Here is a 14,483-nt window from a genome sequence, read left to right as displayed (position 1 = left end):
GTCCTGAACGGATCACGACGGCAGGGTGAACGGGAATTAGGCCGACAACGGCTTCTGCACCTTGATCGACTGGAGCAGTCCGATGGCCACCCACACCGCGAACATCGAGGACCCTCCGTAGGACACGAAGGGCAGCGGGAGCCCGGCGACCGGCATGATGCCGAGGGTCATCCCGATGTTCTCGAAGGACTGGAACGCGAACCAGGCGATGATCCCGGCGCACACGATCGTCCCGTACAGCTCGGTGGTGTCGCGGGCGATCATGCAGGCCCGCCACAGCACGATGCCCAGCAGTACGAGGATCAGCCCGGCGCCGACGAAGCCGAGCTCCTCCCCCGCCACCGTGAAGACGAAGTCGGTCTGCTGCTCGGGCACGAACTGGCCGGTGGTCTGGGAGCCCTTGAAGAGCCCGGAGCCGGTCAGTCCGCCGGAGCCGATCGCGATGCGCGCCTGGTTGGTGTTGTAGCCGACGCCCGCCGGGTCGAGGGAGGGGTTGGCGAAGGCCGCGAAGCGGTTGATCTGGTACTCGTCCAGGACGCCGAGCTGCCATATCAGGATGGCCCCGCCGGCGCCCGCGCCGATCAGGCCGAGCACCCAGCGGTTGGAGGCGCCCGAGCCCAGCAGTACGCCGAGCACGATGACGACCATGACCATGACGGAGCCGAGGTCGGGCATCAGCATGACGATGCCCATCGGGGCGGCCGCCAGGCACAGCGCCTTGACGACGGTGCGGTGGTCCGGATGGGAGAGGTCTCCGGCGTCCACCCGGGTGGCCAGCAGCATCGCCATGACCAGGATGATCGTGATCTTCACGAACTCGGAGGGCTGGAGGGAGAATCCGCCGCCGATCACGATCCACGCGTGGGCGCCGTTGATGGTGGCACCGAGCGGGGTGAGCACGGCGATGATGAGCAGCAGCGAGATCCCGTAGAGGAAGGGGACCGCGCCGCGCAGGGTGCGGTGGCCGAGCCAGATGGTGCCGATCATCAGCACGAGGCCGATGCCGGTGTTCAGGGCGTGCCGGAAGAGGAAGTAGTACGGGTCGCCCTGGTTCAGCTGGGTCCGGTTGCGGGTCGCCGACCACACGAGCAGGGCGCCGATGAACGACAGCGCCAGCGCGCTGAGGAGGATCGGCCAGTCGAGCCGGCGCAGCACCGAGTCGCGGGCGGTGAGCCTGGCCACCGTCCCGCGCTGGGGCGCGTACCGGGAGACGGAGAACTTGTTGGCGGTCTGCATGTCTGTCCTAGGGGGTGTCTTGCCGATCAGGCCGGATCAGGGAGCGTCGTCTGGTGCGTGCGATCGCAAGGCCGAGGAGGGAGTCGACGCGGAGCGTCGGCGACCGACGAGAACGCGGCGAGCGTGCGTGCCAGACGACGCGAGCCCGGCCTGATCGGCAAGACACCCCCTCCGCCTCAGTCGTGCTGCGCGGGGCGCGCGGCGGGCGGGCCGGCGAGCGCGGGCGGCGCCAGCTCCTCCGGGGACGGCGGTACGTACGGCCGGATCTCGGGGGAGTCGATGGAGCCGTCGGGGTGGATCTTGGGCAGTTTCGCCTCCGGCTTGAGCAGCAGGGCCCTCTTCGGGTCCTGCTTGCCGGCCATGTCGAGACCGTAGATGGCGTTGTAGATGTTGCGGACGGCGGGGCCGGAGGCTCCGGAGCCGGTGCCGCCCTGGGAGATGGTCATGACGATCGTGAAGTCGTCGGTGTAGGTCGCCAGCCACGAGGTGGTCTGCTTGCCGTAGACCTGGGCGGTGCCGGTCTTGGCCCGCATCGGGATCTTGTCGAGCGGCCAGCCGATGAACCGCCAGGCGGCGGTGCCGCCGGGCGCGACGACCGAGCGCAGGCCCTGGTCGAGGTCCTTGACGGTCTGGGCGTCGACCGGCAGCCTGCCGTGGGACTGGGGCTTGATCATCTCGATGTGCTTGCCGTCGGGGCTGATCACGGCCTTGCCGACGGTGGGGTCGTAGAGGGTGCCCCCGTTGCTGATGGCCGAGTAGGCGGTGGCCATCTGGATGGGGGTGACGAGGACGTCGCCCTGGCCGATGGCGAAGTTGATGCTGTCGAACGCCTTCAGCTGGTTGCCTTCGAGGCAGCTCTCGTAGGCGATCTGCTCGACGTAGGTGCCGCCCCTCTTGCCCTGCTTGCACCAGGAGTCCTTGTTGGCCGCCCAGAAGCTCTTCTTCCACCCGCGGTCGGGGATGCGGCCGGTGACCTCGTTCGGCAGGTCGATGCCGGTCTCGGAGCCGAGTCCGAATTCGCGGGCGGTCCGGTAGAACCAGTCGTGGGCGTCCTTCTTGGGCTTGAGGCCGCCGTCGCGCTGCCACTCCTTGTGGCCAAGGGCGTAGAAGACGGTGTTGCAGGAGAACTTGAGGGCGTCGCCGAGGGTGATGGGGCCGTGCCCCTTGGACTCGAAGTTCGCGAAGCTCCGGCCGCCGAGGCTGTAGGAACTGCTGCAGTTGTACTTACTGTCGAAGGCGTAGCCGGCCCGGACGGCCGCGCTCGCCGACACCACCTTGAAGATGGAGCCTGCGGGGGCCTGGCCCTGGATGGCCCGGTTGAGCAGCGGGTAGTTGGAGTTCTTGCTGGTGAGCCTGGCGTAGTCCTTGGCGGAGATGCCGCCGACCCAGGCGTTGGGGTCGTAGTCGGGCTGGGAGGCCATCGCAACGATGCGGCCGGTCTTGGCCTCCATGACGACGACGGCGCCCGAGTCGGCCTCGTACTTGCGGCCGGTGATGTTGTCGGTCTCGTGGCGGACGACCTTCATCGCCTGCTGGAGCTCGTACTCGGCGACGGACTGGACCCGGGCGTCGATGCTGGTGACGAGCGTGGATCCGGCCACGCCGGGGTCTGACTTGGTCTGGCCCATGACCCGGCCGAGGTTGTCGACCTCGTAGGAGGTGACTTCCGCCTTTCCGCGCAACTCCTTGTCGTAGGTGCGTTCCGTTCCGGAACGGCCCACCTGATCGGAGCGCAGATGCGGCGAGTCGGTGTCCTTGGCCTTCTGGATCTCCTCGTCGGTGACCGGCGAGAGGTAGCCGAGCACCTGTGCGGTGCGGGCCCCGCCGGGGGCCGGGTAGCGGCGGACGGCGGTGGGCTCGGCCGTGATGCCGGGGAAGTCCTCGGGGCGTTCGCGCAGCTGCAGCGCCTGCTGCGTGGTGGCTTCGAGGGTGACCGGGATCGGCTGGTACGGGGAGCCGTTCCAGCAGGGCTTGGGGGTCTGGGAGTCGCAGAGCCGGACCTTGTCCATGACCTCCTTGGGGCTCATGTCCAGGACGCCGGCGAGGCGGGTCATGACGCCCTTGCCCCTGTCCTTCATCTTCATCAGCGCGGTACGGCTGGCGGAGACGACGAGGCGGGTCTCGTTGTCGGCGAGCGCGACCCCGCGGGCGTCGAGGATCGAGCCGCGGACTGCGGGCTGGACGACCTGCTGGACGTGGTTGCTCTTCGCCTCGTCGTAGTACTCCTGGCCGTTGCGGATCTGGAGGTACCAGAGGCGGCCGGCGAGGGTGAGCAGCATCGAGCAGACGAGCACCTGGATGATGACGAGCCGGATCTGCACCCGGGAGGTGCGGCCGGTTTCCGGAATGTTGGTCACCCTTGCTCCCCGGTCACAGTTTCTTGACGCTCTTCACGCTCTTCACGCCCTTGACCCCCTTTATCCGGACGGCCCGGTTGGCGCGGCCGCGCGCGGTCTTCAGGCGCAGGCCGCCGCGCTGGCTGCCGATGCGCAGGCCCGTGCCGCCGGCCAGCCAGCCGGCGGAGACGTCGGCGGCCTTGTTGGCGGGGCCGCCGCCGGCCTCGACGGCCATCGGGTCGTTCTCGGCGCGCCGGGCCAGGGCCATGATGAACGGCACGGTGAAGGGGGCCAGGAGCAGGTCGTAGAGGGTGGCGGTGAACAGCAGCCCGGTCAGGCCGACGTGGCGGGCGGCGGTGTCCCCGACGAGGGCGCCCACACCCGCGTACAGCAGGGTGGAGGCGATCGCGGCGCCGACGACGGTCAGCATCGGACCCCAGGCGGAGCGGAACCGTCCGCTGTCGGGTCGGACCAGGCCGACGAGGTACCCGATGAGGCAGAGCACGAGCGCGTACCGCCCGGCGGCGTGGTCGGCGGGCGGGGCCAGGTCGGTGAGGAGTCCGGCGCCGAAGCCGATGAGGGCGCCGCTGACGTGCCCGTACACGAGGGCGAGGGCGACGACGGTGAGCAGCACCAGGTCGGGCACGGCGCCGGGCAGTTGGAGGCGTCCCAGGATGGTGACCTGGACGACGAGGGCGACCACGACGAGCGTGGCCGAGAGCAGGATCCGGTTGAAGCGCATGGGCGGTCTGCTCCTACTCGTCGGCCGGCTTGCCGGGCACACTGGCGGACCCGGACGGGGTGACCGTGACGGTGACCGTCGGGGTGGGCTTGGGGGCCTCGGGTTTGGGGGGCAGGACGGCGTCGCGCGGGTCCTCGCGCGGCGGCATCACCACGACGCCCACGATGTCCAGGCGCGAGAATCCGACGAACGGGCGCACCCAGACGGTGCGGGTCAGGTCGCCGCGCGAGGGGTCGACCTTGACCACCTCGCCGATCGGCACGCCGGGTACGAAGGGCTTGTTGCCGCGCGATCCGAAGGTGACGAGCCGGTCCCCGGGGCTGACCTTGGCCTTGCCGTTGAGCATCTGCACGGACAGCGCGCGGTCGCCCTGTCCGGTGGCGAAGCCGAGCTCTCCGGTCTTCTCCAGCCGGGTGCCGACGGTGAAGTCGGGGTCGTTGGCGAGGACGACGGTGGCCGTGTCGGGGCCGACGGTGCTGACCCGCCCGACGAGTCCGTCCCCGTTCAGGACGGTCATGTCGCGCTCGATGCCGTCCTTGCTGCCGGCGTCGATGGTGACGGTCCAGGAGAAGCCCTGGGCCGCTCCTATCGCGATGACCTCGGCGCCCTTGATGCCGTACTGGCCGGCTCCGGCCCGCTTGAGCATCTCGTCGAGCTCGTGGATCCGGCTGCGGGTCTGGTCGTCGCTGCCCAGCTTGGCCTTCAGGGCCGCGTTCTCCCGCTCCAGCGTGGCGATCCGGTTGTGGCGCTCACCGGAGTCCCGTACCGCCCCTATGGCGTTGGCGACGGGGTCGACCGCGGTCGACACGCCCTTCTCGACGGGGCCGAAGACCGCTGCGGCGGCCTGCCGGGCACCGTCGACCGGCGACTCCTCGCCCGCCCTGATGTCCACCGTGATCAATGCGAACGCGATGGCGATCAGAAGCACCAGGAGCAGCCGGCTTTCTCGTGTGTCCCTCACGTGCGGCGGCCGTGCCTTCCTCGTAGTGACTCGTGCGGCGGAGCCGCTCCGGTGGAACGTGAAGCTGTGATCCCACCGACTGTTGCCTGTATATCAACGATCCGCCGCACGGGCCCGGTAGCACCCGTACGGCGGATCCTTGTGTTCCGCATGACCCCCCGGCAGGAGGGCGCTTGTCAGCGACGGGGCTGCGCGTCCAGGACCTGCTGGAGTGCCTCGAACTCCTCGACGCACTTGCCGGAACCCAGCGCGACGGAGTCGAGCGGGTCCTCGGCGATGTGGATCGGCATGCCGGTCTCCCGGCGCAGCCGCTCGTCGAGGCCACGGAGCAGGGCGCCGCCGCCGGTCAGGACGATGCCGCGGTCCATGATGTCGCCGGACAGCTCCGGCGGGCACTTGTCGAGCGTGGTCTTGACCGCGTCGACGATGGCGTTGACCGGCTCCTCGATGGCCTTGCGCACCTCGGCGGCCGAGATGACCACGGTCTTGGGCAGGCCCGAGACCAGGTCGCGGCCGCGGATCTCGGTGTGCTCGTCCTTGTCGAGGTCGTACGCCGACCCGATGGTGATCTTGATCTGCTCGGCGGTGCGTTCGCCGAGGAGGAGCGAGTACTCCTTCTTGATGTGCTGGATGATCGCGTTGTCGAGCTCGTCGCCGGCCACCCGGATGGACTGTGCCGTGACGATTCCGCCGAGGGAGATGACGGCGACCTCCGTGGTGCCGCCGCCGATGTCCACGACCATGTTGCCGGTGGCCTCGTGGACGGGCAGGCCGGAACCGATGGCGGCGGCCATGGGCTCCTCGATGATGTGTACCTGGCGGGCGCCGGCCTGCGTGGACGCCTCGATGACCGCGCGGCGCTCGACTCCCGTGATGCCGGAGGGAACGCAGACCACCACGCGCGGACGGGCCAGGTACCGGCGCTTGTGGATCTTGAGGATGAAGTACCGGAGCATACGCTCGGTGATCTCGAAGTCGGCGATGACGCCGTCCTTGAGGGGCCGTACGGCGACGATGTTGCCGGGCGTGCGCCCGATCATCTTCTTCGCCTCGGAGCCGACCGCCAGGATGCCACCGGTGTTCGTGTTGATGGCGACCACGGACGGCTCGTTCAGGACGATCCCCCGGCCCCTCACGTACACCAGCGTGTTGGCGGTCCCGAGGTCGATCGCCATGTCACGGCCGATGAACGACATGTTGTTCCCCTTGTTCCCCATGAGGAGCGTCTGGCCTTCCAGTTGATAGCGGCTGCTGTCAGGTCGGCGAGGTGGGTGTGTGGGTGGAGGCCCCATCGTAGTGCCGGGAGTACGAACACCGCGCGACGGGACTCCGGCAATCCCGCCGGAATGGATACCCGCCCCCATAGTGGTGACGTCGTGTCCTGCGCATGCGTTCCCGGTAGCGCCCGGTTATACCGAAGGGCGACCGAAATTACTTCGGTCGCCCCAGGTCATGAGCGCTATTCGGCTGATGTCTCCTCAGTGAGGAGTGTTCAGAGCGCGGGGAAGAACAGCTTCAGCTCACGCTCGGCGGACTCCTCGGAATCCGAGGCGTGGATCAGGTTCTCCCGGGTGATGGTGCCGAAGTCACCCCGGATGGAACCGGGCGCCGCGGCGATCGGGTCAGTGGGTCCGGCCAGCTGTCGGACACCCTCGATCACGCGTTCCCCTTCGACGACCAGGGCGACCACGGGACCGCTGGACATGAAGCCCATGAGCGGCTCGTAGAAGGGCTTCCCCTTGTGCTCGCCGTAGTGCGCCTCCAGGGTCTCCTGGTCCAGCGTGCGCAGCTCCAGCGCGGGAACGGTCCAGCCGGCCTTCCGCTCGATACGGCCGATGATCTCGCCGATCAGGCCGCGACGGACGGCGTCGGGCTTGAGCAGGACGAGCGTGCGCTGGGTCATGTTGCGGCTCCTTGCGGCATACGGGTGCGGTAGAACGAATCTACGCGACGCGACCGCGCCCCCGCGCCGGGCCTCCCCCGCGGGCGGCGGGACGGCACGGGCTCCGCTACGCGGCCGGCGCCGCCTCCTCCTGCGCAGCCTCCCAGTCGGCCCGGATCTTGTCCGTCTTGCGGCCGAAGTGCACCGCGCACCACCACAGGCCCGCGAAGACCACACCGAGGAAGAACATCGTCGGCAGGACGAAGCCGCTCAGGATCAGCCCGATCTGCAGCGCCCAGCCCAGCTCGACCGCCCCGCGCCGCTTCAGCATCCCGCACAGCAGCACCGACAGGACCATGGCGGCCCCGCAGACCGTCCAGACCGCCATCTGGGACAGGTCCGGATCCTTCATGGCCACCAGGCCGGCGAAGCCGATCACGAAGAACTCACCGATCAGCGTGCTCGCACACAGCGTGCGCATCCTCAGCCCCTCTTCAGCAGCAGGCGGGCCTCGCCCACCGTGATCACGGAACCGGTCACCAGGACCCCGGCCCCTCCGTATTCCGCCTCTTCCTCCGCCAGCGTGATCGCCGCCTCCAGGGCGTCGTCCAGCCGCGGCTCCACCTGCACCCGGTCCGGGCCGAAGACCTCCACCGCGACGGCCGCCAGCTCGTCCGCGGTCATCGCCCGGTGGCTGGAGTTCTCCGTCACCACGACCTCCGCAAAGATCGGCTCGAACGCCTCCAGCACGCCGCGGACGTCCTTGCCCTCGCTCGCGGCCACGACCCCGATCAGCCGGCTGAAGCCGAAGGACTCGGTGACCGCCGCAGCGGCGGCCGCCGCGCCCGCCGGGTTGTGCGCCGCGTCCAGGACCACCGTCGGACTGCGCCGCACGACCTCCATGCGGCCCGGCGAAGCCACCGAGGCGAAGGCCTTCCGCACGGTGTCCGCGTCCAGGACCCGCGCGCCTTCCTGCCCGATGCCGAAGAACGCCTCGACGGCGGCCAGCGCCACCGCCGCGTTGTTCGCCATGTGCGCGCCGTACAGCGGCAGGAAGATGCCGTCGTACTCCCCGCCCATGCCGCGCAGCGTCAGCTGCTGCCCGCCGACCGCGACCTCGCGGGAGACCACGCCGAACTCCATGCCCTCGCGGGCCACCGTCGCATCGACCTCGACGGCCTTCTTCAGCAGGACCTGCGCCGCGTCCACCGGCTGCTGCGCCAGGATCACGGTGGCGCCCTGCTTGATGATGCCGCCCTTCTCCTGGGCGATCTCGCCGGGCGTGGTGCCGAGCCGGTCGGTGTGGTCCAGGCTGATCGGGGTCACCACCGCGACCGCGCCGTCGATGACGTTGGTCGCGTCCCAGGTGCCGCCCATGCCGACCTCGACCACGGCCGCGTCCACCGGGGCGTCCGCGAAGGCCGCGTAGGCCATCCCGGTGAGGACCTCGAAGAACGACAGCCGGTACTCCTCGGCGGCGTCGACCATCTCCACGTACGGCTTGACGTCGTGGTACGTCTCCACGAACCGCTCGGCGCTGATCGGCGCCCCGTCCAGGCTGATCCGCTCGGTGACCGACTGCACGTGCGGGCTGGTGTAGCGGCCGGTGCGCAGCTCGAAGCCGTTCAGCAGGGCCTCGATCATGCGGGCCGTACTGGTCTTGCCGTTGGTGCCCGTGACGTGGATGGACGGGTACGCGCGCTGCGGCTCGCCCAGCACGTCCATCAGCGCCGCGATGCGCGTCACCGACGGCTCCAGCTTGGTCTCGCCCCAGCGGGTGGCGAGCTCCTGCTCCACCTCCAGCAGCGCCTTCGCCACCTCCGGATCGAGGGGCCGGGCGGGTACCGGGTCGCCCTGGGGCGGTCCGGCCTGGGCGCGCAGGGTGCGGCTGCCGGCCTCGATCACCGCCAGGTCGGGGTCGCGGTCGGACTCTTCCGCCACGATCTGGTCGAACTCGTCGGATGCGGCGAAGTCGCCATCGTGGCTCTCGGGCTGCTGCTCACTCACGGGACCAGTCTACGGACGGGGACCCGCAGGACTTTCGGCCCGGCCGTTTCGGGACCTTCGACGGCGGAGGCGACCAGATCGTTATGCAAACCTTGCGGGCAGGAGATAGGGGACCAAATGCCGCAGGCCAGCACCAACAAGACAGCTTCCAGCCGCGACATAGGGATAGACCTGGGAACCGCCAACACCCTCGTCTACGCACGTGGCCACGGAATCGTCCTCAATGAGCCGTCCGTGGTCGCCGTCAAAGCGGGCACGACCACCGCGCTGGCCGTCGGCGCCGAGGCCAAGGAGACCATCGGCCGCACCCCCGGCTCCATCACCGCCATCCGCCCCCTGAAGGACGGCGTGATCTGCGACTACGAGGCCGCCGAGGAGATGATCCGGCACTTCGTGCGCAAGGCGGTCCCCGGCCGCCGGCCCCGCACCCGGATGGTGATCTGCGTGCCGTCGGGCGTCACCCCGGTCGAACGGCGGGCCATCGTCCACGCCTCCACCCGGGCCGGGGCCAAGTCCGTGCACCTGATCGAGGAGCCGATGGCGGCCGCGATCGGCGCCGGACTGCCGGTCGCCGAGCCGCGCGGCTCGATGGTCGTGGACATCGGCGGCGGCACCTCCGAGGTGGCCGTCATCTCGCTGGGCGGCATCGTCACCTCCCGCTCGCTGCGGGTCGGCGGGGACCGGCTGGACGCTGCGATCACGGACTACGTACGCAAGGAACACGCGCTGCTGATCGGAGAGCGCACCGCGGAGGACGTCAAGGTCGCCATCGGCTCCGCCTGGCCGGTACCGGACCGGCCGGAACTGGAGACCCGTACGCACACCGTGCGCGGCCGCGAGAAGGTCGGTGGCATGCCGAAAACGCTGGCCCTGAGCGCCCAGGACGTGCGCGCCGCGCTGGACGAGCCGGTCGAGGCGGTCATCGCCGCGGTCCGCGCCACCCTGGAGGAGTGCCCGCCGGAGCTGTCCGGCGACGTCATGGAGCACGGCATCATGCTGACCGGCGGCGGCGCGCTGCTCCCCGGCCTGGACCTGCGGATGGCCTCGGCGACCGGCATCCCGGTGTTCGTCGCGGACAACCCGCTGGAGTGCGTGGCCCTGGGCTCCGGCCAGTGCGTCGAGGACCTCGACACCCTGAACAGCCTCCTGACCCCCGCGAAGGCCTGAGCCACGCCCTGCGGGGCGAGTGAGCCGAAGGGGCGCGCCGAGCCGGCAACAGGCGCCCCGGAGGCGAAGGAGCCCTAACGAAGCGGCAGCGTCGCGACGACCTCGTACGAGTCCTCCGTGCGCCGCGCCGTCAGGGTTCCGCCCAGGCTGCGGACGCGCTCCGACATGCTGGCCGTGCCACTGCCCGACGAGACGGGGGCGCGGCCCGGGGTCCGGGCGGGCAGGGCGTTGCTGACGGTGATCCGCAGCCGCGGCCCGTCCGCCGCGATCGACACCTCGACGGTCTCCCCGGACGCGTGCTTGGCCGCGTTGGTCAGGCACTCCTGAACCACCCGGTAGACGGCCGCCTGCCGCAGCGGCGACAGCCCGTGCGCGTCCGCGTCCAGGGCGAGCCGCACCGGCGAACCGGCCCGGCCGCTCTCCTCCGCGAGCGCCGGCAGCCCGTCCACCCCGGGGGTGGAGTCCCGCTCCCCGCGCTGCACGATGATCTCGTTGAGCACCAGATGTGCCCGCCGCGCGGTGTCGGCCAGCTCCTCGAAGTCCTTCGCGTACGCCGTCTCGCGCGTACGCATCGACAGCACCTCGGAGCGCACCGTCAGCAGGGTCAGCTCCCGCCCGACGAAGTCGTGGACATCGCGGGCGACCGAGGTGCGTTCCTGCTGGACGGCTTGCAGCACGGCGGACTCCGCCCGCCGGGCGTTGAGCTCGCCCACCAGGTCGTGCCGGTACGCGGCGATGCCGACGGCCGCGGCGAGCACCCCGATGGGCACGATGACGCTGAGGAACCCGCTGAGCGTCTCGACGCGGGACTCGGACCAGCCCGGTACGCAGAACAGGACCAGCGCGAAGGCGACGTAGCCGACGGTGGCCAGGATCCCGGCCCGGCGCCCGCGGTAGCGGCCGACGGAGTACAGCGCGAACTGGACCAGCGTGAGCTCGTGCAGCCAGCCGAGGAAGAGCAGCGCGGCGAGGTACGAGATCCACGGCATGCGCCGCCGCACCAGCAGGGTGCTGCACCCGAGGGCGAGCACGACCGCGGCGGCGGGGCCGTTGAGCGAGTTGTCCGCGGCGGCCAGCCCGGGCAGGTCGAGGGCCATGAGACCGAGGCAGCCGAGAGCCGTGAGCACGTCGAGCGCCCGTGGTGAGCCGGCCCAGCCCTCGCTGAGCCGGCGGCCGGAGGCCGTGGCCCAGTGGAGCGCCGAGGCGAGGGGCTTGACGAGCATGCTCCCCATCATCCGTGGTCGGTGCCCGCGATCGGATCAGTCAACACCGGACAAAGAGTGATATGAGGCACTCCGTTGCCAGCCGCGCTGGTCCGGACGGAGTCCGGCGACCGCCTGCCGTGACGCCGGCCCCCGCGCGGGGAAGACATACGGCGAAGGCCCCCGCATCGACCGACGGTGCGGGGGCCTTCGCCTTACGTGGTGCCTTACGTGGCGCCTTACCTGTTCGCCACGGGCTCGCTACGCGGCCGGCAGCGCATCCAGCTGGGCCTGGATCCGGGCGATGTCCGCCTCGGCCTTGGCAAGACGGCCCTTGATCTTGTCCACGACGTTGTCGGGGGCCTTGGCGATGAACGCCTCGTTCCCGAGCTTCGCCTCGGCCTGCTGCTTCTCCTTCTCCGCGGCCACGAGATCCTTGGAGAGGCGCTTGCGCTCGGCGGCCACGTCGATGGTGCCCGACAGGTCGAGCGCGACCGTGGCGCCGGCCACCGGCAGGGTGGCGGTGGCGCTGAAGCCCTCGCCCTCCGGCTGGAGGCGCAGCAGCTGCCGGATGGCGGCCTCGTGCGCGGCCAGCGGCGTACCGGCCAGGTCCAGGCGGGCCGGGACCTTCTGGCCGTCCTGGAGACCCTGCTCCTTGCGGAACCGGCGGACCTCGGTGACGACCGCCTGGACGCTCCCGACCTCGGCCTCGGCGGCCTCGTCGCGGAACCCGCCCGGGGCGTCAGCCCCAGGAACGGACACAGCCTTGGGCCATTCGGCGATCACGAGGGACTCGCGCCCGGTCAGCGTGGTCCACAGGGTCTCGGTGACGAACGGGACCACCGGGTGCAGCAGCCGCAGCATGACGTCGATGACCTCGCCCAGCACCCGGCCGGAGACCTTGGCCTGCTCGCCGCCCGCGAAGAAGGTCGTCTTCGAGAGCTCGACGTACCAGTCGAAGACCTCGTCCCACGCGAAGTGGTAGAGCGCCTCGCTGAGCTTGGCGAACTGGAAGTCGTCGTAGTACGCGTCCACCTGCGCGACGGTCTTGTTCAGCCGGGACAGGATCCAGCGGTCGGTCGCCGACATCTGCTCGGCCGGCGGCAGGTCGCCCTCGATCGTGGCGCCGTTCATCAGCGCGAAGCGCGTGGCGTTCCAGATCTTGTTGGCGAACTTGCTGGAGGCCTGGACCCAGTCCTCGCCGATCGGGACGTCGGTGCCGGGGTTGGCGCCCTTGGCCAGGGTGAAGCGGACGGCGTCGGAGCCGTACTTGTCCATCCAGTCCAGCGGGTCGACGACGTTGCCGAAGGACTTCGACATCTTCTTGCCGCGCTCGTCGCGGACCAGGCCGGTCAGCGCGATCGTCTTGAAGGGGGGCTCGCCGTCCATGGCGTACAGGCCGAACATCATCATCCGGGCGACCCAGAAGAAGATGATGTCGTGGCCGGTGACCAGGACGTCGGTGGAGTAGAACTTCGCCAGGTCCGGGGTCTTCTCCGGCCAGCCGAGGGTGGAGAACGGCCACAGGCCGGACGAGAACCAGGTGTCGAGGACGTCCGTGTCCTGGACCCAGCCCTCCCCCGTCGGCGCCTCGTCGTCCGGGCCGACGCAGACGACCTCGCCGTCCGGGCCGTACCAGACCGGGATGCGGTGGCCCCACCACAGCTGGCGCGAGATGCACCAGTCGTTGAGGTTGTCGACCCAGTCGAAGTAGCGCTTCTCCATCTCCTGCGGGTGGATCGCGACCCGGCCGTCGCGGACCGCGTCACCGGCGGCCTTGGCGAGGGTCTCGACCTTGACCCACCACTGGAGGGACAGGCGGGGCTCGACGGTGGTGGAGCAGCGCGAGCAGTGCCCGACGGAGTGCATGTACGGGCGCTTCTCGGCGACGATGCGGCCCTGCTGGCGCAGGGCGCCGACGACCGCGGAACGCGCCTCGTAGCGGTCCAGGCCGAGGAAGGGGCCGTGGACGGTGATGACACCGTGCTCGTCCATGATCGTCATATTGGGCAGGCCGTGGCGCTGCCCGATGGCGAAGTCGTTCGGGTCGTGCGCCGGGGTCACCTTGACGCAGCCGGTGCCGAACTCGGGGTCGACGTGCGTGTCCGCGACGACCGGGATGGAACGGTCGGTGAGCGGCAACTTGATGAGCTTGCCGACCAGGTGCTTGTAGCGCTCGTCGTCCGGGTGGACGGCGATGGCCGTGTCACCGAGCATCGTCTCGGCGCGGGTGGTGGCGACGACGAGGGTGTCCTCGCCCTCCCCGTACTTGATGGAGACGAGCTCGCCCGCGTCCTCCTGGTACTCCACCTCGATGTCGGAGATGGCCGTCAGGCAGCGGGGGCACCAGTTGATGATGCGCTCGGCGCGGTAGATCAGCCCGTCGTCGAAGAGCTTCTTGAAGATCGTCTGGACGGCCTTGGACAGCCCCTCGTCCATGGTGAACCGCTCGCGCGACCAGTCGACGCCGTCTCCGAGGCGGCGCATCTGGCCGAGGATCTTGCCGCCGTACTCTTCCTTCCACTGCCAGACGCGCTCGACGAACTCCTCGCGGCCCAGGTCGTGGCGGGACTTGCCCTCCTCGGCGAGCTGCTGCTCGACCTTGTTCTGGGTGGCGATGCCGGCGTGGTCCATGCCGGGCAGCCACAGCGACTCGAAGCCCTGCATCCGCTTGCGGCGGGTCAGGGCGTCCATGAGCGTGTGCTGGAAGGCGTGGCCCAGGTGCAGGGACCCGGTGACGTTCGGCGGCGGAATGACGATGGTGTACGCGGGCTTCTCACTCGCGGGGTCGGCCGTGAAGTACCCACGCTCTACCCAGCGCTCGTAGAGCTTCCCCTCTACCTCGGCCGGCGCGTACTGGGTCGGCAGTTCGGAGTTGGGGGCACTGGTTGTCTGCGTGTTCTCGGTCACGGGCCACAGTTTAGAGCCGTAACAGTCCAGTCATGAAACC

11 protein-coding genes are annotated in these 14,483 nt (G+C 70.0%); 1 reads left to right on the top strand and 10 read right to left on the bottom strand.

Annotated elements, in window-relative coordinates; translation table 11 throughout:
• Positions 1–36 precede the first annotated feature (36 nt).
• The 8 genes from rodA to OG447_RS13265 form a co-directional block, all read right to left on the bottom strand.
• Entirely contained in the window at positions 37–1,236 is a 1,200-nt protein-coding gene (gene rodA / locus OG447_RS13300) for a rod shape-determining protein RodA (RefSeq protein WP_266936697.1), read from the bottom strand.
• Positions 1,237–1,412: 176 nt separating this feature from the next.
• On the bottom strand, positions 1,413–3,593 hold the full coding sequence (mrdA, locus tag OG447_RS13295) for a penicillin-binding protein 2 (protein ID WP_266936696.1): 2,181 nt from the start codon (positions 3,591–3,593) through the stop codon (positions 1,413–1,415).
• 13 nt (positions 3,594–3,606) lie between these two features.
• A complete protein-coding gene (gene mreD / locus OG447_RS13290; protein WP_266936695.1) occupies positions 3,607–4,314 on the bottom strand; it encodes a rod shape-determining protein MreD in 708 nt (235 codons plus the stop codon).
• Between the two features lie 13 nt (positions 4,315–4,327).
• Entirely contained in the window at positions 4,328–5,275 is a 948-nt protein-coding gene (gene mreC, locus OG447_RS13285; protein ID WP_266936694.1) for a rod shape-determining protein MreC, read from the bottom strand.
• 176 nt (positions 5,276–5,451) lie between these two features.
• Entirely contained in the window at positions 5,452–6,471 is a 1,020-nt protein-coding gene (locus OG447_RS13280) for a rod shape-determining protein (RefSeq protein WP_008738981.1), read from the bottom strand.
• Between the two features lie 296 nt (positions 6,472–6,767).
• The gene (gene ndk / locus OG447_RS13275; RefSeq protein WP_031145468.1) at positions 6,768–7,178 is read right to left on the bottom strand and encodes a nucleoside-diphosphate kinase; all 411 of its coding nucleotides are present in this window, start codon (positions 7,176–7,178) and stop codon (positions 6,768–6,770) included.
• Positions 7,179–7,284: 106 nt separating this feature from the next.
• Complete coding sequence (locus OG447_RS13270; RefSeq protein ID WP_266936693.1) at positions 7,285–7,638, bottom strand: DUF4233 domain-containing protein; 354 nt, start codon at positions 7,636–7,638, stop codon at positions 7,285–7,287.
• Positions 7,639–7,640: 2 nt separating this feature from the next.
• Entirely contained in the window at positions 7,641–9,164 is a 1,524-nt protein-coding gene (locus OG447_RS13265; RefSeq protein WP_266936692.1) for a folylpolyglutamate synthase/dihydrofolate synthase family protein, read from the bottom strand.
• Between the two features lie 117 nt (positions 9,165–9,281).
• Between OG447_RS13265 and OG447_RS13260 the strand changes: the two genes are divergently transcribed.
• Positions 9,282–10,331: a rod shape-determining protein gene (locus OG447_RS13260; RefSeq protein WP_266936691.1), complete on the top strand. Its 1,050-nt coding sequence runs from the start codon at positions 9,282–9,284 to the stop codon at positions 10,329–10,331.
• 74 nt (positions 10,332–10,405) lie between these two features.
• Here OG447_RS13260 and OG447_RS13255 read toward each other — a convergent pair whose 3' ends face one another.
• Positions 10,406–11,554, bottom strand: coding sequence for a sensor histidine kinase (locus OG447_RS13255; RefSeq protein WP_266936690.1), 1,149 nt, complete (start codon positions 11,552–11,554; stop codon positions 10,406–10,408).
• Positions 11,555–11,794: 240 nt separating this feature from the next.
• Positions 11,795–14,443, bottom strand: coding sequence for a valine--tRNA ligase (locus OG447_RS13250; RefSeq protein WP_266936689.1), 2,649 nt, complete (start codon positions 14,441–14,443; stop codon positions 11,795–11,797).
• Between the last annotated feature and the right edge of the window lie 40 nt (positions 14,444–14,483).

Source organism: Streptomyces sp. NBC_01408 (assembly GCF_026340255.1).
Classification (GTDB): domain Bacteria; phylum Actinomycetota; class Actinomycetes; order Streptomycetales; family Streptomycetaceae; genus Streptomyces.
The sequence above is the reverse complement of the archived record's forward strand: the minus strand, read 5'-3'. Positions and strand labels throughout refer to the sequence as shown.